At 67.7% G+C, this 20,292-nt stretch carries 18 protein-coding genes; 2 read left to right on the top strand and 16 right to left on the bottom strand.

What is annotated here, in order from left to right; all coding sequences use genetic code 11:
* Window positions 1-39: 39 nt before the first annotated feature.
* Complete coding sequence (locus ACEOAB_RS26070) at window positions 40-852, top strand: formate/nitrite transporter family protein (protein WP_413749020.1); 813 nt, start codon at window positions 40-42, stop codon at window positions 850-852.
* 10 nt (window positions 853-862) lie between these two features.
* A complete protein-coding gene (locus ACEOAB_RS26075) occupies window positions 863-2,605 on the top strand; it encodes a bifunctional protein-serine/threonine kinase/phosphatase (protein ID WP_413749019.1) in 1,743 nt (580 codons plus the stop codon).
* A gap of 15 nt (window positions 2,606-2,620) precedes the next feature.
* Here the strand turns inward: ACEOAB_RS26075 and ACEOAB_RS26080 are convergent, their stop codons facing one another.
* The 16 genes from ACEOAB_RS26080 to ACEOAB_RS26155 form a co-directional block, all read right to left on the bottom strand.
* Window positions 2,621-3,541 carry a hydroxymethylglutaryl-CoA lyase gene (locus ACEOAB_RS26080; RefSeq protein ID WP_056595665.1) on the bottom strand — a complete coding sequence of 307 codons (921 nt, stop codon included), beginning with the start codon at window positions 3,539-3,541 and terminating at the stop codon, window positions 2,621-2,623.
* A 168-nt stretch (window positions 3,542-3,709) separates the two neighbouring features.
* Complete coding sequence (locus ACEOAB_RS26085) at window positions 3,710-4,015, bottom strand: acylphosphatase (RefSeq protein ID WP_495653196.1); 306 nt, start codon at window positions 4,013-4,015, stop codon at window positions 3,710-3,712.
* A gap of 10 nt (window positions 4,016-4,025) precedes the next feature.
* Window positions 4,026-5,195 (bottom strand): acyl-CoA dehydrogenase family protein, encoded by a 1,170-nt coding sequence (locus ACEOAB_RS26090; protein ID WP_413749699.1) that lies wholly within the window; start codon window positions 5,193-5,195, stop codon window positions 4,026-4,028.
* Window positions 5,192-6,418 (bottom strand): CaiB/BaiF CoA transferase family protein, encoded by a 1,227-nt coding sequence (locus ACEOAB_RS26095; RefSeq protein WP_413749698.1) that lies wholly within the window; start codon window positions 6,416-6,418, stop codon window positions 5,192-5,194. The genes ACEOAB_RS26090 and ACEOAB_RS26095 overlap by 4 nt, the downstream gene beginning before the upstream one ends.
* Window positions 6,419-6,548: 130 nt before the next feature.
* On the bottom strand, window positions 6,549-7,568 hold the full coding sequence (locus tag ACEOAB_RS26100; protein ID WP_413749697.1) for a Bug family tripartite tricarboxylate transporter substrate binding protein: 1,020 nt from the start codon (window positions 7,566-7,568) through the stop codon (window positions 6,549-6,551).
* A 27-nt stretch (window positions 7,569-7,595) separates the two neighbouring features.
* Window positions 7,596-7,985: a cupin domain-containing protein gene (locus ACEOAB_RS26105; protein ID WP_130428240.1), complete on the bottom strand. Its 390-nt coding sequence runs from the start codon at window positions 7,983-7,985 to the stop codon at window positions 7,596-7,598.
* Window positions 7,982-8,731 carry an IclR family transcriptional regulator gene (locus ACEOAB_RS26110; RefSeq protein ID WP_413749696.1) on the bottom strand — a complete coding sequence of 250 codons (750 nt, stop codon included), beginning with the start codon at window positions 8,729-8,731 and terminating at the stop codon, window positions 7,982-7,984. The genes ACEOAB_RS26105 and ACEOAB_RS26110 overlap by 4 nt, the downstream gene beginning before the upstream one ends.
* A 92-nt stretch (window positions 8,732-8,823) precedes the next feature.
* Window positions 8,824-9,744: a 2-hydroxyacid dehydrogenase gene (locus tag ACEOAB_RS26115; RefSeq protein WP_056595689.1), complete on the bottom strand. Its 921-nt coding sequence runs from the start codon at window positions 9,742-9,744 to the stop codon at window positions 8,824-8,826.
* A 100-nt stretch (window positions 9,745-9,844) separates the two neighbouring features.
* On the bottom strand, window positions 9,845-10,807 hold the full coding sequence (locus ACEOAB_RS26120) for a DUF4349 domain-containing protein (protein WP_413749695.1): 963 nt from the start codon (window positions 10,805-10,807) through the stop codon (window positions 9,845-9,847).
* A gap of 69 nt (window positions 10,808-10,876) precedes the next feature.
* On the bottom strand, window positions 10,877-12,880 hold the full coding sequence (locus tag ACEOAB_RS26125) for an acetyl/propionyl/methylcrotonyl-CoA carboxylase subunit alpha (protein WP_413749694.1): 2,004 nt from the start codon (window positions 12,878-12,880) through the stop codon (window positions 10,877-10,879).
* The gene (locus ACEOAB_RS26130; protein ID WP_056595695.1) at window positions 12,873-13,544 is read right to left on the bottom strand and encodes a DUF4126 domain-containing protein; all 672 of its coding nucleotides are present in this window, start codon (window positions 13,542-13,544) and stop codon (window positions 12,873-12,875) included. The genes ACEOAB_RS26125 and ACEOAB_RS26130 overlap by 8 nt, the downstream gene beginning before the upstream one ends.
* Window positions 13,545-13,553: 9 nt before the next feature.
* On the bottom strand, window positions 13,554-14,345 hold the full coding sequence (locus tag ACEOAB_RS26135; RefSeq protein ID WP_413749693.1) for an enoyl-CoA hydratase/isomerase family protein: 792 nt from the start codon (window positions 14,343-14,345) through the stop codon (window positions 13,554-13,556).
* On the bottom strand, window positions 14,342-15,505 hold the full coding sequence (locus ACEOAB_RS26140) for a hypothetical protein (RefSeq protein ID WP_413749692.1): 1,164 nt from the start codon (window positions 15,503-15,505) through the stop codon (window positions 14,342-14,344). Before ACEOAB_RS26140 ends, ACEOAB_RS26135 begins: the two co-directional genes overlap by 4 nt.
* A gap of 36 nt (window positions 15,506-15,541) precedes the next feature.
* Window positions 15,542-17,167 carry a carboxyl transferase domain-containing protein gene (locus ACEOAB_RS26145; RefSeq protein ID WP_056595704.1) on the bottom strand — a complete coding sequence of 542 codons (1,626 nt, stop codon included), beginning with the start codon at window positions 17,165-17,167 and terminating at the stop codon, window positions 15,542-15,544.
* Entirely contained in the window at window positions 17,164-18,837 is a 1,674-nt protein-coding gene (locus ACEOAB_RS26150; RefSeq protein WP_056595706.1) for an AMP-binding protein, read from the bottom strand. The genes ACEOAB_RS26145 and ACEOAB_RS26150 overlap by 4 nt, the downstream gene beginning before the upstream one ends.
* Before the next feature lie 151 nt (window positions 18,838-18,988).
* Window positions 18,989-20,161 (bottom strand): isovaleryl-CoA dehydrogenase, encoded by a 1,173-nt coding sequence (locus tag ACEOAB_RS26155; protein WP_413750550.1) that lies wholly within the window; start codon window positions 20,159-20,161, stop codon window positions 18,989-18,991.
* Between the last annotated feature and the right edge of the window lie 131 nt (window positions 20,162-20,292).

Consider the following 20,292-nt stretch of genomic DNA (forward strand, 5'->3'; position numbering starts at 1 on the left):
TTTTTTCAGTTTCGTCTTTATCGCTTCCAAGGAACCAGAATGGCCTATCTAGCCCCCGCCGAGTTCGTCACCAAGATGGTCGACGCCGGTGAATCCAAGCTGCTGATGTCCACGCGCGACACGCTCATCCGCTCGTACATGGCGGGCGCGATCCTCGCGCTGGCGGCGGCCTTTGCCGTGAGCATCACCGTGAACACCGGCAATGCGCTCGTTGGCGCGATGCTGTTCCCGGTGGGCTTCATCATGCTGTACCTGCTGGGCTTCGACCTGCTGACCGGCGTGTTCACGCTGGCACCGCTGGCCGTGTTCGACAAGCGTCCCGGCGCCACCTGGGGCGGCGTCATGCGCAACTGGGGACTGGTGTTCACCGGCAACTTCGCGGGCGCGATGACGGTCGCGGTGTTCATGGCCGTCATCTTCACCTTCGGCTTCAGCGAGGCGCCCAACGCCATCGGCGAGAAGCTCGGCCACATCGGCGAAGGTCGCACCATCGGCTACTCCGCGCATGGCGCCGCGGGCATGCTCACGCTGTTCATCCGCGCCGTGATGTGCAACTGGATGGTGTCGACCGGCGTGGTGGCGGCCATGATGTCGACCACCGTGTCGGGCAAGGCGATCGGCATGTGGATGCCGGTCATGGTCTTCTTCTACATGGGCTTCGAACACTCGATCGTCAACATGTTCCTGTTCCCCACCGGCCTGATGCTGGGCGGCAAGTTCACGATCATGGACTACCTGATCTGGAACGAGCTGCCCACGGTGCTGGGCAACCTCGTCGGCGGCCTGACCTTCGTCGGGCTGACGCTCTACTCCACGCACTACAAGACGGCGCCCAAGCGCGCCGCCAGCTGAGCCGGCCTGGATGCCGCGCAAGGCATTGCGCGTGACGCTTGGCCAGCATTCGCTGGCAGGGCGCAAATCGCCGGTCAACCAGGACTTCCACGGCGCCATGCTGCCCGAGGGAGCGCTGCGCGCCTCCAAGGGCATCGCGGTGGCGCTCGCCGACGGCATCGGCTCCAGCCGCGTGAGCCAGGTGGCGAGCGCGGCGGCCGTGCGGGGTTTTCTCGACGACTACTACGCAACCTCCGACGCGTGGTCGGTGCGCCGCTCCGCGCAGAGGGTGCTGGACGCCACCAACTCGTGGCTGCATGCGCAGACGATGCGCAGCGACGCGCGCTTCGACAAGGACAGCGGCTACGTCTGCACCTTCAGCGCGTTGATCCTCAAGGGCCGCGACGCGCACCTGCTGCACGTCGGCGATGCGCGCATCTACCGGCTGCACGCCGGCGCACTGGAACAGCTTACGGAAGACCACCGCGTCAACGTGTCGTCGGCCGAGTCGTACCTGGGCCGCGCGCTGGGCGCGGGCGCCAATGTGGAGATCGACTACCGCTGCTGGCAGGCGGAGGCGGGCGAGGTCTACCTGCTGGCCACCGATGGCGCGTACGCGCATCTCGACATCGGCACGGTGAACGACGTGCTCGGCCGCTGCGGGGACGATTTCGACGCGGCGGCCCGCCTGCTGGCGCAAGCCGCGCAGGCCAAGGGCAGCGACGACGACAGCACGGTCCAGCTGCTGCGCATCGACGAGCTTCCCGAAGCCGACGCGCCGCATGCGCAGCTGCAGCGCGAAGGCCTGGCGCTGCCGCCGGCCCTCGCGCCGAGGGACCGCTTCGAGGGCTTCACGCTCGTGCGCGAGATCCACATGAGCGCGCGCAGCCACGTGTACCTGGCCACCGACGAGGCCACCGGCCAGCCGGCGGTGCTGAAGCTCCCGTCAATCGACCTGCGCGGCGACCCCGACTACCTCGACCGCTTCGTGCTCGAGGAATGGGTGGCGCGGCGCATCGACAGCCCGCACGTGCTCAAGGCCAGCGCCGTCGAGCGCACGCGCGGCCACCTGTACGTGGCCATGGAGTACGTGGACGGCCAGACGCTGGCGCAGTGGATGGTCGACCACCCCCGGCCCGCGCTGGACAGCGTGCGCGGCATCGTCGAGCAGCTGGCGCGGGGCCTGCAGGCGCTGCACGGCAAGGAAATGCTGCACCAGGACATGCGCCCCGAGAACGTGATGATCGACCGCACGGGCACCGTGAAGATCATCGACCTCGCCGCCACCCACGTCGCAGGCCTGTCCGACGGCAGCGGCGAGCGCCGGGCGCTCGCCATCGAAGGCACGCTGCAATACACCGCGCCGGAATACTTCATCGGCCATGGCGGCACGGCCCGCTCCGACCTGTTCTCGCTGGCGGTGATCGCCTACCAGATGCTCGCCGGCCAGCTGCCTTACGGGCTGCAGGCGTCGCGCATCCGCTCACCCGCCGATGTCGGCCGGCTGCGCTATGTGCCGGTGCGGCATTTCCGTCCCGACCTGCCCGCGTGGGTCGATGCCGTGCTGCAGAAGGCACTGCACCCGCAGGCGGCGAAGCGGCAGGAGGCGGTGTCCGAATTCGCGCACGACCTCAGGGCGCCGGGGCCGGAGTTTCTTCGCGCGCGCTCACCCGCACTGATCGAGCGCCGGCCGGTGCTGTTCTGGCAATGCACGACGGTGCTGCTGGCCGCGGCGGTGATCGTACTGCTCGGGCTGCGCGCCTTCGGGCACTGAAGAAGACGAAACCGCTCAGTCGGCGCGCTTGGTGCGGATCGCCTTCGAAGCGCGCGAGTTCGGTTCGCGCCCCAGCGCCTCGCTGATGTAGACGCCCGCGTCGATCAGCTTGTCGAGGTCGATGCCGGTCTCGATGCCCATGCCGTGCAGCATGTAGACCACGTCCTCGGTCGCCACGTTGCCCGTTGCGCCCTTCGCGTAGGGGCAGCCGCCGAGGCCGGCCGAGGACGACTGGAAGTTCCACACGCCCAGCTCGAGCGCCGCCAGCGTGTTGACCAGCGCCTGCCCGTAGGTGTCGTGAAAGTGGCCGGAAATGGCGTCCACATCGAAGTGCGCCAGCGTGGCCTCCATCGCCCCTTGCACCTTGCGCGGCGTGCCCACGCCGATGGTGTCGGCCACGTCCACGCGCTGCACGCCAATGCCCTTCATCAGCTGCGCGAGGTAGCCGACCTTGGCCGGCGCGATCTCGCCTTCATACGGGCAGCCCACGGTGCACGACATCGCGCCGCGCACGTGGATGCCCTTCTCCAGCGCCGCGGCCACCACGGGGGCGAAGCGCTCGATGCTCTCGGCAATCGAGCAGTTGATGTTCTTCTGGCTGAAGGCCTCGCTCGCGGCGCCGAACACCACGATCTCGTCGGGCCATTCCTCGCGCGGCGCCGCGATGGCGGCCTCGAAGCCCTTCATGTTGGGCGTGAGCACCGAGTAGCGCACGCCGGGCTTGCGCTGGATGCCATGCATCACCTCGGCGTTGTCGGCCATCTGCGGCACCCACTTGGGCGAGACGAAGCTGGTGACCTCGATCTCCTTCAGGCCCGCGTCCTGCAGGCGGTGCACGAGGCCGATCTTGACTTCGGCCGAGACGGGCTGCTTTTCGTTCTGCAGGCCGTCGCGCGGGCCGACGTCGACGAGCTTGACGCGGGTGGGGAGTTTCATGGCATGTCTCTTGTGTCGCGGGAGGATGAAAGACCGTCGGCCATTGTCCGACACATGGAAATGCCCTGCCGGGCACACAGGCCGCGGAAGGTAGCAATGCGCGCCTGCGGGGTTGCAAATGGTGCCAACCGCACGGCGCCCGGGCTCGGACGCAGACCGAAGCGGGCGCTAGACGGTTCCCCTTTGCTCGAAACCGCCGGGCATGCCGCCCGCTGCAACGGCGTCGAGGCGCTCGTCCACATCGACCGCATCCACGCGCGCGCCGTCCGGCCCCTGCTGCGCCCAACGGACCAGCGCCTCGACCGCGCCAGCCTCGCCGATCGCCAGCGCTTCCAAGCTGCCGTCGCGGCGGTTGCGCACCCAGCCGTGCACGCCGAGCCGCTGCGCAGCCTGCACCATCGACCAGCGATAGCCCACGCCCTGCACGAGGCCGCGGATGACGAGGTGGCGGGTGACGATGGCGTCGTTGTTCATGGCATTGCGATCAGTACGACTTGGGCAGCCCCAGTGCCTTCTCCGCGATGAAGTTCAGGATCATCTGCGGGCTCACCGGTGCGATGCGCGGAATGTAGCTCTCGCGCAGCAGGCGCTCCACATGGTATTCCTTCGCATAGCCCATGCCGCCCAGCGTGAGGATCGCGTTCTGGCAGGCATCGTGCGCCGCCTCGGCCGCGAGGTACTTGGCGGCATTGGCCTCGATGCCGCAGGGCTCGCCCGCGTCGTACAGCGTGGCGGCCTTGAGCATCATCAGGTCGGCCGCCTCGAGGTTGGCCCAGGCCCGCGCCAGCGGATGCGCCACGCCCTGGTTCTGCCCAATGGGCCGGCCGAACACGATGCGCTCCTGCGCGTACTGCGAGGCGATGCGCAACGCCGCGCGGCCGATGCCGATGGCTTCCGCAGCGATCAATATGCGCTCGGGGTTGAGCCCGTGCAGGATGTACTCGAAGCCGCGCCCTTCCTCGCCGATGCGGTCTTCCTCCGGCACTTCGAGCCCGTCGATGAAGAGCATGTTCGAGTCCACTGCCGCGCGGCCGAGCTTGTGGATCTCGCGCACCTCGACCTTGCTGCGGTCCAGCGCCGTGTAGAACAGCGTGAGGCCTTGCGTGGGCTTCTTCACCTGGTCGATCGGCGTGGTGCGCGTGAGGATGAGCATGCGGTCGGCGACCTGCGCGGTCGAGATCCAGATCTTGCGGCCGTGCAGCAGGTAGCTGCCGCCGGGCTGGCGCACCGCCTGCGTCTTGAGGCTGGTGGTGTCGAGCCCCGCGTCGGGCTCGGTCACGGCGAAGCAGGCTTTCTCGGCGCCCGCGATCAGTGGCGGCAGGAAGCGCTGGCGCTGCGCCTCGCTGCCGAACACCACCACCGGGTTGAGCCCGAAGATGTTCATGTGCACCGACGACGCACCCGACATGCCCGCACCCGACGCGCTGATGGCACGCATCATCAGCGCCGCCTCGGTGATGCCGAGCCCCGCGCCGCCCTGCGCCTCGGGCATCGCGATGCCGAGCCAGCCGCTCTCTGCAACGGCGCGGTGGAATTCGTGCGGGAACACGGCGCGATCGTCGTGGTCGCGCCAGTAGTCGGCGGGGAAGTCTTCGCAGAGGCGTTCGATGGCCGCGACCAGCGAGCGCTGGTCTTCGTTCAGGGAGAAGTTCATTCTTCGGTGTCCGTCGGTGGGTCGGGTTGCAGCGTGACGCCGCGTTCGAGCATGCGGGCAATGGCTTCGTCGCCATATCCCGCTTCGCGCAGCAGCTCCACGCTCTGCTCGCCGATGCGCGGCGCGGGCCGGCGGATGGCGGTGGGCGTGGCGCCGTATCGGCCGACCGGCGCGAGGGTGCGGATGCGGCCCTCGGTCGGGTGGTCGAGCTCGGGGTAGAAATCGACGGCGCGCAGGTGCGGGTCGTCGAGCAGGCTCTCGGTGCTGTGAAGGCGCGCGACGGGGATGTCGGCGGCATCGAGCGCTGCGAACCATTCGTCGCTGGTGCGCGTGGCCATCGCTTCGGCGACGAAGGCGTACACCGCGCCGATGTTCGCGGCGCGCGCGGTGTGCGTGCCGAACATCGGCGAGCTGTGCAGCTCGGGCCGGCCGATCAGGTCGAAGAAGGCCTGCCAGTGCTTGTCGTTGTAGATGAGCACGCTGAGGTAGCCGTCCGATGTTGCATAGGGCTTGCGATGCGGCGCGAGCAGGCGCGCGTAGCCAGTGGGGCCGAGCGGCGGCTCGAAGCTGCGGCCGCCGAGGTGGTCGCCCATGACGAACTGCGAAAGCGCCTCGAACATCGGCACCTCGACCGCCTGGCCCTTGCCCGTGCGTTGCGCGTGCAGCACGGCAGCGAGCAGCGCGATGGCGGCCTGCAGGCCGACGGCGCGATCGGCGAGCGTGACGGGTGCATAGCGCGGTTCGCCACCGCTTTGCTGCGCGAACAGCGAGGCCACGCCTGCCGCGCCCTGGATCAGGTCGTCGTAGGCGGGCCTGCCGGCGTAGGGCCCCTGCTCGCCATAGCCGAACGCGCCGAGGTAGACGATCTTCGGATTGGCCTCGGCCACGGCGTCATAGCCGAGCCCGAGCCTCGCCATCGCCTGCGGCCGCGTGTTGTAGATCAATGCATCGCAGCCGGCCGCGAGCTTCAGGCAGGCCTCGCGCCCTTCGGGCTGCTTGAGGTCGAGCACGATCGAACGCTTGTTGCGGTTCAGGTGCAGCGCCATCGCGCCCATGCCGGGGTGGCGCATCGGGCCGACAGCGCGCAGGTTGTCGCCGCCGGGCGGCTCGACCTTGATGACGTCGGCACCGAGGTCGCCGAGCGTCTGCGTGGCGTAGGGGCCCATCACCACGGCCGTGAGGTCGAGGATGCGGATGCCTTGGAGAGGTCCTGAGGTGTTCATGTCTTCGCTCCTTCCCCCGCTGGGGGAAGGCTGGGATGGGGGCAGGCAGAGCGCCCCATGGGTACGCCGCTTGCCCCCACCCCTGCCCTCCCCCGGGAGGGGAGGGAGAAATACAAACTCGAAAGCGGGTTCATTCGGGCTGAATCCCCGCAGCCTGGATCAGCTTCCTCCACTTCGCCAGCTCCGACACCGTGAACGCCCCCAGCTCCTCGGGCGTGCTGCCGAATGCATCGAAGCCCAGCTTGCTCACGCGCTCGCGGAAGGCCGCGCCGTTCGCCATCTCCGACAGCGCCTTGTTGAGCTTCAGCACGATGTCGCGCGGCGTGCCGGCCGGCGCGAACACGCCATTCCACGAGGTGATGTCGAAGCCCTTCAGCTCGGGCGTATCGGCCAGCGGCGGCAGCTCGGGGAAGAGCTTGGTGCGCTCCTGCGTCGTGACCGCAATCGCGCGCATCTTGCCGGCCCTCACCGTCGCAAGGCCCGCGGCCAGGTCGACCACCATCATCGACACCTGCCCGCCGATCAGGTCGGCAATGGCCGGCGGCGTGCTCTTGTAGGGCACGTGCAGCATCGGCACGCCGCTCATGCGCGACAGCGTGGCGCCGCTCACGATGCCCGTGCTGTTGCCGCTCGCATAGGTCAGCTTGCCTGGATGCGCGCGGCCCCAGGCCAGCAGCTCGGCCACGCTCTTCACGGGCAGGTCGTTGTTCACCACGAGCATGAACGGCAGGTTGCCCATGCGGCTCACGGGCGCGAAATCTTTCACCGGGTCGTAGGGCAGCGACTTCATCAGGCTCGGGTTGGCCGAGTGCGTGGTGTTGGTCGTCATGAACAGCGTGTAGCCGTCGGGCGGTGCCTTGGCCACGGCCTCCGCGCCGATCACGCCGTTGGCACCGGCCTTGTTGTCGACGATGACCGAGCCCCTGAGCGCCTCGCCGAGCATCTGCGCGGTGATGCGTGCCACAGCGTCGGTGCCGCTGCCGGCCGCGAAGGGCACGACGATGCGTATCGGCTGCTTCGGGTAGCCGTCCTGCGCGAAGGCCCAGGGCACGGCGCTGGCGAGGCCCGTGGCGGCACCGATGGAAATGAAACGGCGGCGGTTCGCCACCGCGACTGTTTTTTCTTCAGTCGCGTTCTTCGTCGTCTGCATGTGGTTTGTCTCCGGGTTGTTGTCGCTTCAGGGCCGGATCACGCGCTCCGGCAATTCCTCGTACGGCGGGCTGTAGATCACCAGCACGCGCACCGGCTCGTCGCTCACCACCGTGAAGGTGTGCATCGCGTCGGCCGGGAAAAAGCAGCTGTCGCCAGGGTGCAGCTCCTGCCGCTGGCCGCCCACCTCGGCGACTGCACGGCCTTCGAGCATGTAGCAGACCTGCTCGATGCCCGGGTGCGCGTGCGGCAGCGCGCCCTTGCCCTTCTGGATGTGGCCGACCAGCACTTCGAGCTGCTTCGCGCCCACGGTCTCGGGGCCGATCAGGCGCTTGTTGAGCGTGCCGGTGTGGTTGGCCGGGTGGTAGCCGGCGATCTCATCCTCGCGGACGAAGTAGCGGGGGGTGCTTGCGGTCATCGGGTGCTTTCGGTCTTGGGTTCGATGGCGAGGCAGGCCGAGCGCAGCATCGCCGCGATCTCCTCGATGCGCGCCTCCATGCGGTAGCGCGGACCGGCGACCGAGATCGCATAGGCCTCGCCGCCGATGTGCAGCGGCCAGGCGAGGCCGATCAGGTCGGGAATGCTTTCGCCGAGGTTGCCGTACCAGCCGCGCGCGGCGGAGCGTTGCAGTTCGGCTTCGATGGCATCGGCGGTGGTGAGCGTGGCGTCGGTCAGCGGCGCGAGCACCATGCCGTCGAGCAGCTTGCGGCGCGCTTCGGGCGCGAGCGTGGAGAGCAACGCACGGCCCAGCGAATTGGCGTATGCCGGGCGCGTCTCGCCCGACTCGGCCGTGTAGCGGATGCTTTGCGGCGCGCTCAGCACTTCCAGGTACACCACCAGGCCCGCATCGCGGAACTTGGCGAACACCACGGTTTCGCGCGCAGCATCGCGCAACTCCTCGAGCGTGGCCTTCACCCGGTCGAGCACCGGGTCGTGGGCGGCGATGACCTGCGCCATCGCGAGCAGCCGGCCCGTCGGGTAGTAGCCCTGGCGGCGGCCGGTCTCGTACATGTAGCCCTGCTCTTCGAGCGTGCGGATCAGGCCCAGGCAGCTCGACACCGGCATGTCGAGCAGGCGCGCCATCTCGGACAGCGCCAGCGGCTGCTTCTCGCGAGCGAAGAGCTCGACGATCTCGATCACGCGGAATGCAGTTTTCACAGTCATGAAAATATTTTCATGCTTATGAAAAATCGGCGCTTCGGGGTTTCCCCTGCCCGCCTTGCGCCACGGCGGGCTCGCAAAAGGTGACGCCGGCGTCAGTACCCGCGCGCCGGATCGACCACGCCGGCGATCGGCAAGCCCTGCTCCATCGCCCGGATCTTCCCGGCGATCTGCGCAATGGACTCCTCGCGCAGCGTGCGCGCCGAGCCGTGCGGCGTCACGGTGATCTTGGGATGCCGCCAGAAGGCGTGGTCGACCGGCAGCGGCTCGACCTGGAACACGTCGAGCGTCGCGCCCGCGAGCTGGCCGGCGTCGAGCATCGGGATCAGGTCGCCTTCCACGAGGTGCGCGCCGCGCGCGATGCTGATCAGGTAGCCCTCGGGCTTCAGCTTGCCCAGCGTGCTGCGGTTGAGGATGCCGCGCGTCGCCTCCGTCAGCGGCAGCAGGTTCACGAGCACGCGCGTGGACGACAGGAACTCGTCGAACTGCGCCTCGCCGCTGAACACGCGCACGCCGTCGATCTCCTTCGGCGAACGGCTCCAGCCCAGCACCGGAAACTCGAACTGCGCGACCGCCTTGGCCACGCGCTCGCCGAGCACGCCCAGACCCATGATCCCGACCGGGAAGTCGCGCCGCAGCTTCGGCTTGCGGTAGCTCCACTTGCCCTGCTTCGCATCGGCTTCGTAGGCGTCGAACTCGCGGAAGTGGCGAATGAGCGTGTGGCAGACGTACTCCGCCATCTGCACCGACATGCCCGCGTCGTCGAGCCGCACGATGCGCGTGTGCGCCGGCACCTTCAGCTTGAGCAGCGCATCGACGCCCGCGCCGATGTTGAAGATGCCGCGCAGCTTCGGCTGCTCGTCGAGAAACTCCTGCGGTGGCGCCCACACCACGGCATGGTCGGCCTGCGGTGCGCCGGGCTTCCAGGCCTCGATGACGGCATCGGGTAATTCGGCCTTGAGGCCCTCGATCCAGGGGTCGGGGCGGTTGTCGGTGAGGTAGACGGTGATTCGCATGGGGACGAATCTTAGTGAAGGCGCTGGCGCGGCGTTCGGGCCGCCCGCGAAGGAGATCAGGGACGACGTCAGCGACGTGGTGGTGGGCTGACCCCGGGGGTCAACCCGCCTTGATGCGGCGACGGCGCCACAGCACCCGCACCAGCCATCCCATCGGCAGCACCACCAGCACCAGCCAGGGCAACACCGCCGCGATGAAGGTGATCAGCGAGCCGACGCTCTCCGCCAGCACCGCGCCCGCGTTGCGCAGCGCCCTCCCCATCGGGCTGTAGCCGTCGCCGCCGCTCACCAGTGCGCGCCTGGGCGTGAACTGGATCTGGATGTGCTGCTTGCTGGTCTGCTGCGCCAGCACCTTGCGCTGCGTGGCAATGGCGTCGAGCTCGGCCTGCGTGTCCGACAGCGTGCGCTGGATCGCCAGCAGGTCGGCCATGGTGCGCTTGGTGACGGTGTCGCGCAGCATGACGCGCAGGCTGTCGCGGAACTCGGTACGGTTCCTGATGCGGGCTTCGACGTCGATCACCTCGGCGGTCTTGTCCTCGCTGGTGGTGGTGTGCGAGACCACGTTCGCCACGCCGGCCAAGCCACCGAGCAGCTTGTCGACGTCGGCGGGCTCCACGCGCATCTCGAGCATGGCGTTGCCGGGCTGCTGCGGCGTCTCGCGCAGCAGGGAGGACGACAGCAGCTCGCACTTCAGCGAGCCGCAGAGGTCGCGCACCTTGCCCCAGGCATCGGCCAGCTGCTCGGACGGCACCTCGACGTTCAGGTCTTGCCGCACGGCCAGGAAGCGCTGCAGCGGGGTGTCCTGACCGCCCTGGGCCTGATCCGCGGAAGCCGTTTCGGCCGCCCGCATGCGCTGCTCCTTCCTGGCCATGCCGCCGGCATAGCTGGCTACGGCCTGCATCGGCGCGGGCGGCGGAGCCGGCTCGGCGAGCGTGGCCGCCTCGTCGTGGGTGCGGTTGCAGCCGGCGAGCGACAAGGCGGCCGCCAGGGCCAGCAAGACGATGCCCGAGCGGTGGCGGGCAGACAGCAAACGAGGCGCGCCGGACAGCGTGCGATAGGTCATGGGATATCCCTTGAGTGATGACTACCGCGGCTGATACGGGCGGGCGCCCGAAAGGGGGTTAACTATTTTTCAGGCTGCGGCGGCACTCATTCGCAACAATTCCTCGCCTTCGGCCACCTGCTCGCCTGGCGCGAACATCAGTTCATCCACCGTGCCGTCGGCCGGTGCCGCGATGGTGTGCTCCATCTTCATGGCCTCCATTACCGCGAGCGGCTGGCCGCGGCTGACCTTGTCGCCGGCCTTGACGGCAAAGGACACGACCTTGCCGGGCATCGGTGCCGTGAGCCGGCCGCCTTCGGCATGGGTGTCGCCCGCGTGCGCGAGGCGGTCGATGGCGGTGATCTTCGTCGCGCCCTTCGAGGCGAAGACGTGGGCGGTGGCGCCGTCGACGTGCACGTCGAGCGTCTGGCGCGTGCCGCCGAATTCGACCTCGAATTCACCGCTGGGGAACTGGCCGATGACCAGCGGGCCTTCGGCGCCGCCGGCTTCGAGCCACAGGCCGCCGTCGCGCTTGTAGGTCAGCAGCGCCGTCTGTTCGGCACCGCGGAACTCGAAGTCGAAGTGGCGCCGGTACTCGCCCAGCGAGCGCCAGCCGTCGCGCCGCGCAAAAGGATCGGGCATCTTCGCGGGCCACTCGGTGATCAGCGTGCGCGTGATCGCGGCGGCTGCGGCCAGCGGCAGGCCCAGCGGCTCGCGGTCGAACAGCACGGTGCGCTCGCGCTCGATCAGCGCGGTGTCGAGGTTCGCCTTCGAGAACGATTCGGTCGCCAGGATGCCGCGCAGGAACTGCACGTTGGTCGACACGCCCACGATCTGCACCTGCGCCAGCGCGGCGTCGAGCCGGGCCAGCGCCTCTTCGCGCGTGCTGCCGTGCACGATGAGCTTGGCGATCATCGAGTCGTAGAAAGGCGATATCTCGCCGCCCTCGCGCACGCCGTCGTCGATGCGCACGCGGCTGCGCTGGAAGGCGGTCGCCTGCGGCTTGCGGTACACGCGCAGCGTGCCGGTGGCGGGCAGGAAGTTGTTGTCGGGGTTCTCGGCGCAGATGCGCGCCTCGATGGCGTGGCCGTGGATCTGCAGCTCCGCCTGCTTCGCGGGCAGCGTCTCGCCCGAGGCCACGCGCAGCTGCCATTCGACGAGGTCCTGGCCGGTGATCGCTTCAGTGACGGGATGCTCGACCTGCAGCCGCGTGTTCATCTCCATGAAAAAGAAGTTCATCTCGCCGCCTTCGCGCTGCTCGACGATGAACTCGACCGTGCCGGCACCGATGTAGTTCACGGCGCGCGCCGCAGCGACGGCGGCCTCACCCATCTGCTTGCGCATCGCCTCGGTCATGCCCGGCGCGGGCGCTTCTTCGAGCACCTTCTGGTGGCGGCGCTGCACCGAGCAGTCGCGCTCGAACAGGTACACGTAATTGCCGTGCGTGTCGCCGAAGACCTGGATCTCGATGTGGCGCGGGCGCTGCACGTACTTCTCGATCAGCACCGCGTCGTCGCCGAAGCTGTTGATGGCTTCGCGCTGGCACGAGGCGAGCGCGGCGGCGAAGTCTTCCGCCTTGTCGACCGCACGCATGCCCTTGCCGCCGCCGCCCGCGCTGGCCTTGATGAGCACCGGGTAGCCGATGCGGTCGGCCTCGCGCTGCAGCAGCTGCGGGTTCTGGTCGTGGCCGTGGTAGCCGGGCACCAGCGGCACGCCGGCCTTTTCCATCAGCTGCTTCGACTCGGCCTTCAGCCCCATCGCCTTGATGGCCGAAGGCGGCGGGCCGATGAAGACCAGGCCGGCGTCGGTGCAGGCCTGCGCGAACTCTTCGTTCTCGCTCAGGAAGCCGTAGCCCGGATGCACGGCCTCGGCGCCCGTGGCCTTGGCGGCTTCGAGGATCTTTTCCCAGCGCAGGTAGCTGTCCTTCGGGGCACTGCCGCCGAGATGCACCGACTCGTCGCAGGCGCGCACGTGGTTGGCATGCGCGTCGGCATCGGAGTACACGGCGACCGTGCGAATGGCCATGCGGCGGGCCGTTGCAGCGACACGGCAGGCGATCTCGCCACGGTTGGCAATGAGGATCTTCTTAAACATTCGGAGTGTCTCCCGGAGGATTCTTTTTCAGTTGAAACGCGGGCACGACGCCCGGATCGGGTCGGCCGCTGAAGATGCGGGCCACGCGGGTGAACAGCGCCTTGAGAAAACGCCAGCTCTTGCGGATCAGCCACACGCTGAGCACCAGCACGAAGACGAACAGCACCAGAAAGACCAGCGGATGCGCCACCGCGAGCCACAGCCCCGCCGGCACCATCGTGTCTTCGACCAGCGAAGCACCCACGTTCGAGAACGGCTCGGGCGAGGTGTTGATGGCCGCGCGCGTCGTCGCCTTGGCCGCGTGCGCCGTGGCCGCGAAGCTGCCGCCCAGCAGCGCGGCGACGATGGCCATCACGCCATGGTCGGCGCCGAACACGCTGGCCGCGAGCGCCGCGCCGGCCGGGATGCGGATGGCGGTGTGCACCACGTCCCACAGCGAATCGAGGCCGGGGATCTTGTCGGCGAAGAATTCGACGAACACCATGAAGCCACTGGCCGCGATGACCACCGGGTGCGCCAGCAACTGCAGCCCGCTCGGCAATGGCACCCAGCCGAAGTAGCCGACAAGTCCGGTCAGCAGCACGACGAGGTAGAGCCGCACGCCGCTCGCCCAGCCGATGGCGGCGGCCAGTGCGAGCAGTTGGGGCATGTCGAGTGCGTTCATCGCGTGTGCTCAGCGGCCCAGCCAGGACGGCTTGCGCTTCTGCAGGAAAGCCTGCACGCCTTCCCGGCCTTCCTCGCTCGCGCGGATGCCGGCAATGCCTTCGACGGTCTTCGCGATCAGCGCGTCGTCGATCTCGCGGCCGGCCACGTCGGCGATCAGTTGCTTGCACGCGCGCACGGCGGCCGGACTTGCACCGGTCAGCGCTTTCACGAGTTCGTCGACCTTGGCATCGAGCGCATCGGCGGCAACCACTTCATGCACGAAACCGATGCGATGCGCTTCGGCCGCGGTGAAACGCTCGGCCGTGAGGAAGTAGCGCTGCGACGCGCGCGTGCCCATGGCGCGCAGCACGTACGGGCTGATGGTCGCGGGCACGAGGCCGATCTTCACTTCGCTCAGGCAGTACCACGCGCTGTCCACGCTCACGGCCATGTCGCAGGCCGCGACCAGCCCCATGCCGCCCGCGTACACGTCGCCCTGCACGCGCGCGATGGTGGGCTTGGGGCACTCGGCAATGGTGCGCAGCATGGCGGCCAGCTTGCCCGCGTCGGCGATGTTCTCGTCGCGCGTGTAGTCGGCCATGCGGCGCATCCAGTTGAGGTTCGCGCCCGCACAGAAGGCCGGGCCGTTCGCGCCGAGCACGATGGCCTTCACCTGCGGCGCGGCGCCGGCTTCGGTGAAGGCCTGCGTCAGCTCTGCGATGACGACATCGTCGAAGGCGTTGCGGGCGTCGGGCTGGTCGAGCCAGATGCGGGCGACGGCGCCTTCTATTTGGAGATCGAGTTTTTCGAAATCACTCATGGAGTACGTGCGTCCTGTTGAATCCTGGAGAGTTGGTTGACGCGGCCGATGCGCTGGCGCGGGTCGGACTTCCACACCACGCGATCGTCCACGGCATAGAGCCAGCAGGTCTTTCCTTCGCGTTCGCAGGTGTTCAGGACATCGGCCATCGCCGCGCCACCGGAAGCGAAGGCCGCGCTGCCATCGGCCGCAACGGCAAAGGCGCGCGGCATGGGCAAGGCAAGGAATCCAAGGTAGCGGTCCCTGCTCTGCTCACGCACGGGCACCACGGAGGGATCGTTGACGTCGGCAAAGTGGCTGTCGGTCGGCAACCTGTAGAGGTTGGCGACAGGACCCTCGGTTGCCACTTTGCGATCAGCGGCAGCAGGCTTGGGCTTCTGATAGACCACGGTGTAATCCACCGCGTAGACACTGCACTCGCCCTGGTGGCGCTCTGTGCAATATTCCAGCGCCCGCTGCGTCGGGTCCGACGGCCGGTTGATGTCGCGCGGCACCAGGCCATCGGCCCAGTGGACCCAGGAACTGTCGCCGGACCGCCGGATGACAAGGACCCGCGGCGGCTTGGCCTGCAGGAATTTCTGATACGCCGCACGACCTTCCGCGTTCAGCCCCGGAACGGCATCGACGTCGTCGACCCCGACACCTGCTGTCGCCACCGCACCGCCATCGCCCCCCGCCACGCCTCGCAGATGCACTTCAGCGCTGCCGGTGCCCGCATGGCATTCATAGGCACCGGGCGTCGACAGCACGGCGCCTTCGTAAAAACTCTCGACCTGCGTCACCGTGTGCACGCCACGCGCCCGTGCCGCCTGGGCCAGCGCCACCAGCGTATTGCGCATGGCCTCGCGGCAGGTCTCTTCGTCGCTGCGGATCACCGGCCGGCCGTCGCCGTAGCGCTGCGTGGTGGAGTACGGCCGGGCATAGCTTTCGGCCTTGAGCATCGGCGACTGCGATACCAGGGGCTGCGGCGTGGCCGCGAAGCGAAGCTGCACGTCGTTGCCTATCGCTTCGCGCGTGGCGGGCTGCTGCATCACCGGATAGATGGGCAACACCAGCCGCGTGTCGCGGGCAAGCGCGGGCATGGCCAATGTCGCCAGGCAAGCAGAAAGCACGAGAAAGCCGACTCCCAGCTGACTTGTACCAAGGGGTTTCGAGATCATGGGATCACTTCCTGTTCGAAGCCGGCGGAGGCCAACTTACATGCGGAAGATACCGAATTTCGGCTCTGGAACAGGTGCGTTGCGCGCGGCCGCGAGGCCCAGCGCCAGCACGCGCCGCGTATCCGCCGGATCGATGATCCCGTCGTCCCACAGCCGCGCGGTCGCGTAGTACGGATGGCCCTGGTCTTCGTACTGCTGGCGGATAGGCGCCTTGAAGGCTTCTTCTTCTTCCTTGCTCCAGCTGCCTCCCTTGAGCTCGATGCCGTCGCGCTTCACCGTGGCCAGCACGCTCGCGGCCTGTTCGCCGCCCATCACGCTGATGCGTGCGTTGGGCCACATCCAGAGGAAGCGCGGACTGTACGCGCGGCCGCACATGCCGTAGTTGCCGGCGCCGAAGCTGCCGCCGATGATGATGGTGAACTTGGGCACGTTGGCCGTGGCCACGGCCGTCACCATCTTGGCGCCGTGGCGCGCGATGCCTTCGTTCTCGTACTTGCGGCCCACCATGAAGCCGGTGATGTTCTGCAGGAACACCAGCGGGATCTTGCGCTGGCAGCACAGTTCGATGAAGTGCGCGCCCTTTTGCGCCGACTCGCTGAACAGGATGCCGTTGTTGGCGACGATGCCCACGGGCATGCCCTCGATCTCGGCGAAGCCGCAGACCAGCGTGGCGCCGAAGCGGGCCTTGAACTCGTGGAACTCGCTGACGTCGACGATGCGCGCAATGATCTCGCGCACGTCGAAGGGCTTGCGCGTGTCGGTGGGGATCACGCCGTAGAGTTCTTCGCGCGGGAATGCAGGTGCGCGCACCGGGGTGTTCGTGGGCGTTGCCGCCGCGGCCTTCGCATTGAGGTTGGCCACCGCCGAGCGCGCGAGCGCCAGCGCATGCAGGTCGTTCTGCGCGAGGTGGTCGACCACGCCAGACAGACGCGTGTGCACGTCACCACCGCCCAGGTCTTCGGCCGTCACGACCTCGCCGGTGGCAGCCTTCACGAGCGGCGGGCCGCCCAGGAAGATGGTGCCCTGGTTCTTCACGATGATCGATTCGTCGCTCATCGCCGGCACGTAGGCGCCACCCGCCGTGCACGAGCCCATGACCACCGCGATCTGCGGGATGCCCTGGGCGCTCATGTTGGCCTGGTTGAAGAAGATGCGGCCGAAGTGGTCGCGGTCGGGGAACACCTCGTCCTGGTTCGGCAGGTTGGCGCCGCCCGAGTCGACGAGGTAGATGCACGGCAGGCGGTTCTGCTCGGCGATCTCCTGTGCGCGCAGGTGCTTCTTGACGGTCATGGGGTAGTAGGTGCCGCCTTTCACCGTCGCGTCGTTGCACACGATCATGCAGTCGACCCCGTTCACGCGGCCGATGCCGGCGATGAGGCCGGCGCCCGGCGCCGATTCGACGCCCTTGGCGTCAAGGTACATCGCATGCGCGGCCAACGGCGCGATCTCGAGGAAGGGCGTGCCCGGGTCGAGCAGCTCTGCGACGCGGTCGCGCGGCAGCAGCTTGCCGCGCGACGTGTGCTTGGCGCGCGCGGCTTCGCCGCCGCCCTGCTCCACTTTGGCGAACTGCTGGCGCAGGTCGTCGACCAGCGCGCGCATGGCGGTGGCATTGGCCTGGAAGTCGGCCGAACGGGCATTCAGTTTGGTTTCGAGTTGGCTCATGCTGTCTTTTCTTGCTGAAGGCCGAGTTGCTCGGTCATGGCGTCGCGGATCTTGAATTTCTGGATCTTGCCGGTCACCGTCATCGGGAACTCGGTGACGAACTGGATGTACTTCGGCACCTTGTAGTGCGCGATCTGGCCCTTGCAGAAATCGCGGATCTCGGTGTCGGTCGCGGTCTGGCCGGGCTTGACGATGATCCAGGCGCAGAGTTCTTCGCCGTACTTTTTATCGGGCAGACCGACCACCTGCACGTCCTGCACCTTCGGGTGGCGATACAGGAATTCTTCGATCTCGCGCGGGTAGATGTTCTCGCCGCCGCGGATCACCAGGTCCTTGATGCGGCCGACGATGTTGACGTAGCCCTCGGCGTCCATGGTGGCGAGGTCGCCGGTATGCATCCAGTGCTCGGCGTCGATGGCTTCGCGCGTCTTCGGCTCGTCTTCCCAGTAGCCGTGCATCACCGAGTAGCCGCGCGTGCAGAGCTCGCCCGATTTGCCGACCGGCATGATCGCGCCGGTCTCGGCGTCGACGATCTTCACTTCGAGGTGCGGCTGCACGGTACCCACGGTCGACACGCGGCGGTCCAGCGGTGTGTCGGTGCTGCTCTGGCAGCTCACGGGGCTGGTCTCGGTCATGCCGTAGGCGATGGTGATTTCGCTCAGGTGCATCTCGCTGACCACGCGCTTCATCACCTCGATCGGGCACGGCGAGCCGGCCATGATGCCGGTGCGCAGCGTGGACAGGTCGAACTCCTTGAAGCGCGGATGGTCGAGCTCGGCGATGAACATCGTGGGCACGCCGTGCAGGCCGGTGCACTTCTCGGCCTGCACCGTCTCGAGCACGGTGAGCGGGTCGAAGCCGTCGTTCGGGTACACGATGGCCGAGCCGTGCGTGAGGCAGGCGAGGTTGCCCAGCACCATGCCGAAGCAGTGATAGAGAGGCACCGGAATGCACAGCCGGTCGACGGGCGACAGCTTCATGCACTCGCCGATGAAGAAGCCGTTGTTCAGGATGTTGCGGTGCGTGAGCGTCGCGCCCTTGGGAAAGCCCGTGGTGCCGCTGGTGAACTGGATGTTGATGGGGTCGGCGGCCTTCAGCGTCTTCTGCGCCTGTGCCACGCGCGGGTCGGCGGCATCGCCGCTCGCGAGCAGCTGCGAGAAGCGCTGCATGCCGGGCTGCTCGTCGCCCTGGCCGGGCTTGTCGATCCAGAAGGTGTGCAGCAATTGCGGCAGGCGCTGGGGGCCGAGTTCGCGCAGCATGCCGAGGTAGTCGCTGGTCTTGAACTGCGCCATCGTCACCAGCGCCTTGCAGCCGACCTTGTTGAGCGCGTATTCGAGCTCGGAGGTCCGGTAGGCGGGGTTGATGTTGACGAGGATCAGGCCGACCTTGGCGGTGGCGATCTGCATCAGCACCCACGCGACGTTGTTGTGCGACCAGATGCCGACGCGGTCGCCGGGGGCGAGGCCGAGGTTCAGCAAGGCGCTGGCGAGGCGGTTCGATTCGGTCTGCAGCTCGCGGTAGGTGAAGCGCTGGCCTTCATGGCGGCTGACGAGGGCTTCGCGCTCGGGCTGCTTCGCGACCATGTCGTCGAAGAAGTCGCCGATGGGTTGTTCGATGAGGGGGACGTCTGTGGCGCCCTTGCCGTAGCTCTCGGTCAGTGCGGCGGTCATGTGTTCATTTCCTTGTCTCCTTGTCTTGCTCCTTCCCCCTCTGGGGGAAGGTTGGGATGGGGGCTGGCGGCGCCTGTTCGGCGCAGTGCTTCATCGAACGCCGCTTGCCCCCACCCCTGCCCTCCCCCGGAAGGGGAGGGAGAAAAACAGCCTATGCAGTCTCCGCGAACAACTCGCGCCCGATCAGCATCCGCCTGATCTCGCTCGTCCCCGCCCCAATCTCATACAGCTTCGCATCGCGCCACAGCCGCTCCACCGGAAACTCCTTCGTGTATCCCACGCCGCCCAGCGCCTGGATCGCCTCGCCGGCCATCCACGTCGCCTTCTCGGCCGAGTACAGGATGGCGCCGGCCGCGTCCTTGCGGAAGGTGCGCGCATGGTCGTTGCGGTCGCAGGCCTTGCCCACGGCATACACATAGGCGCGCGTGGCCTGCCAGGTCGAGTACATGTCCGCCAGCTTGCCCTGCATCAGCTGAAACTCGCCGATGCTCTGGCCGAACTGCTTGCGCTCGTGCACAAAGGGCAGCACCGCGTCCATGCACGCGGCCATGATGCCGAGCGGGCCGCCCGAGAGCACGGCGCGCTCGTAGTCGAGGCCGCTCATCAGCACCTTCGCACCCATGCCTTCGCCGCCGAGCACGTTCTCTTCGGGCACTTCGCAGTTGTCGAAGAACAGCGGGAAGGTGTTGGAGCCACGCATGCCGAGCTTGTCGAGCTTGGTGCCGGCCGAAAAACCTTTGAAGTTCTTTTCGACGATGAAGGCCGTCATGCCGCGCGCGCCCATCTCGGGTTCGGTCTTGGCATAGATGACCAGCGTGTCGGCGTCGCCGCCGTTGGTGATCCACATCTTGCCGCCGTTGAGCACGTAATAGCCGTCCTTCTTCTCGGCCTTGAGCTTCATGCTCACCACGTCGGAGCCGGCATTGGGCTCGCTCATGGCCAGGGCGCCGACGTGCTCGCCGCTCACCAGCTTGGGCAGGTACTTCTTCTTCTGCGCGTCGCTGCCGTTGCGGTGGATCTGGTTCACGCACAGGTTGGAGTGCGCGCCGTACGACAGGCCCACCGAGGCCGAGGCGCGCGAGACTTCTTCCATGGCCACGATGTGCGCCAGGTAGCCCAGCTCGGTGCCGCCGTACTCTTCCTTCACCGTCATGCCGTGCAGGCCGAGCTCGCCGAGCTTCTGCCAGAGGTCGTGCGGGAACAGGTTGTCGCGGTCGATGTCGGCGGCGCGGGGTGCGATCTCGTGGGCGGCGAAGTCCTGGATCGCGCTGCGCAGCGAGTCGATGTCCTCGCCCAGGTCGAAGTTCAGGCCGGGATCGTGCATGTGTCTTGTCTCCTCTGAAGGGTCTGCGCAGTGCTATCCGCGCTGGATGGCGCTTGCGAAAGATCGCAGCTTACGCCTCGCTGTTCCGCAATTGGCGCCACAATGGTTGCAAATTGCGCCACACCTGATCC

It is taken from the genome of Variovorax sp. Varisp53 (assembly GCF_059491555.1).

What these genes read in the sequence shown, in the direction of transcription:
- ACEOAB_RS26070 (WP_413749020.1), top strand. Translation starts at nt 40, where the DNA reads ATGGCCTATCTAGCCCCCGCCGAGTTCGTCACCAAGATGGTCGACGCC.
- ACEOAB_RS26075 (WP_413749019.1), top strand. Translation starts at nt 863, where the DNA reads ATGCCGCGCAAGGCATTGCGCGTGACGCTTGGCCAGCATTCGCTGGCA.
- ACEOAB_RS26080 (WP_056595665.1), bottom strand. Translation starts at nt 3,541, where the DNA reads ATGAAACTCCCCACCCGCGTCAAGCTCGTCGACGTCGGCCCGCGCGAC.
- ACEOAB_RS26085 (WP_495653196.1), bottom strand. Translation starts at nt 4,015, where the DNA reads ATGAACAACGACGCCATCGTCACCCGCCACCTCGTCATCCGCGGCCTC.
- ACEOAB_RS26090 (WP_413749699.1), bottom strand. Translation starts at nt 5,195, where the DNA reads ATGAACTTCTCCCTGAACGAAGACCAGCGCTCGCTGGTCGCGGCCATC.
- ACEOAB_RS26095 (WP_413749698.1), bottom strand. Translation starts at nt 6,418, where the DNA reads ATGAACACCTCAGGACCTCTCCAAGGCATCCGCATCCTCGACCTCACG.
- ACEOAB_RS26100 (WP_413749697.1), bottom strand. Translation starts at nt 7,568, where the DNA reads ATGCAGACGACGAAGAACGCGACTGAAGAAAAAACAGTCGCGGTGGCG.
- ACEOAB_RS26105 (WP_130428240.1), bottom strand. Translation starts at nt 7,985, where the DNA reads ATGACCGCAAGCACCCCCCGCTACTTCGTCCGCGAGGATGAGATCGCC.
- ACEOAB_RS26110 (WP_413749696.1), bottom strand. Translation starts at nt 8,731, where the DNA reads ATGACTGTGAAAACTGCATTCCGCGTGATCGAGATCGTCGAGCTCTTC.
- ACEOAB_RS26115 (WP_056595689.1), bottom strand. Translation starts at nt 9,744, where the DNA reads ATGCGAATCACCGTCTACCTCACCGACAACCGCCCCGACCCCTGGATC.
- ACEOAB_RS26120 (WP_413749695.1), bottom strand. Translation starts at nt 10,807, where the DNA reads ATGACCTATCGCACGCTGTCCGGCGCGCCTCGTTTGCTGTCTGCCCGC.
- ACEOAB_RS26125 (WP_413749694.1), bottom strand. Translation starts at nt 12,880, where the DNA reads ATGTTTAAGAAGATCCTCATTGCCAACCGTGGCGAGATCGCCTGCCGT.
- ACEOAB_RS26130 (WP_056595695.1), bottom strand. Translation starts at nt 13,544, where the DNA reads ATGAACGCACTCGACATGCCCCAACTGCTCGCACTGGCCGCCGCCATC.
- ACEOAB_RS26135 (WP_413749693.1), bottom strand. Translation starts at nt 14,345, where the DNA reads ATGAGTGATTTCGAAAAACTCGATCTCCAAATAGAAGGCGCCGTCGCC.
- ACEOAB_RS26140 (WP_413749692.1), bottom strand. Translation starts at nt 15,505, where the DNA reads ATGATCTCGAAACCCCTTGGTACAAGTCAGCTGGGAGTCGGCTTTCTC.
- ACEOAB_RS26145 (WP_056595704.1), bottom strand. Translation starts at nt 17,167, where the DNA reads ATGAGCCAACTCGAAACCAAACTGAATGCCCGTTCGGCCGACTTCCAG.
- ACEOAB_RS26150 (WP_056595706.1), bottom strand. Translation starts at nt 18,837, where the DNA reads ATGACCGCCGCACTGACCGAGAGCTACGGCAAGGGCGCCACAGACGTC.
- ACEOAB_RS26155 (WP_413750550.1), bottom strand. Translation starts at nt 20,161, where the DNA reads ATGCACGATCCCGGCCTGAACTTCGACCTGGGCGAGGACATCGACTCG.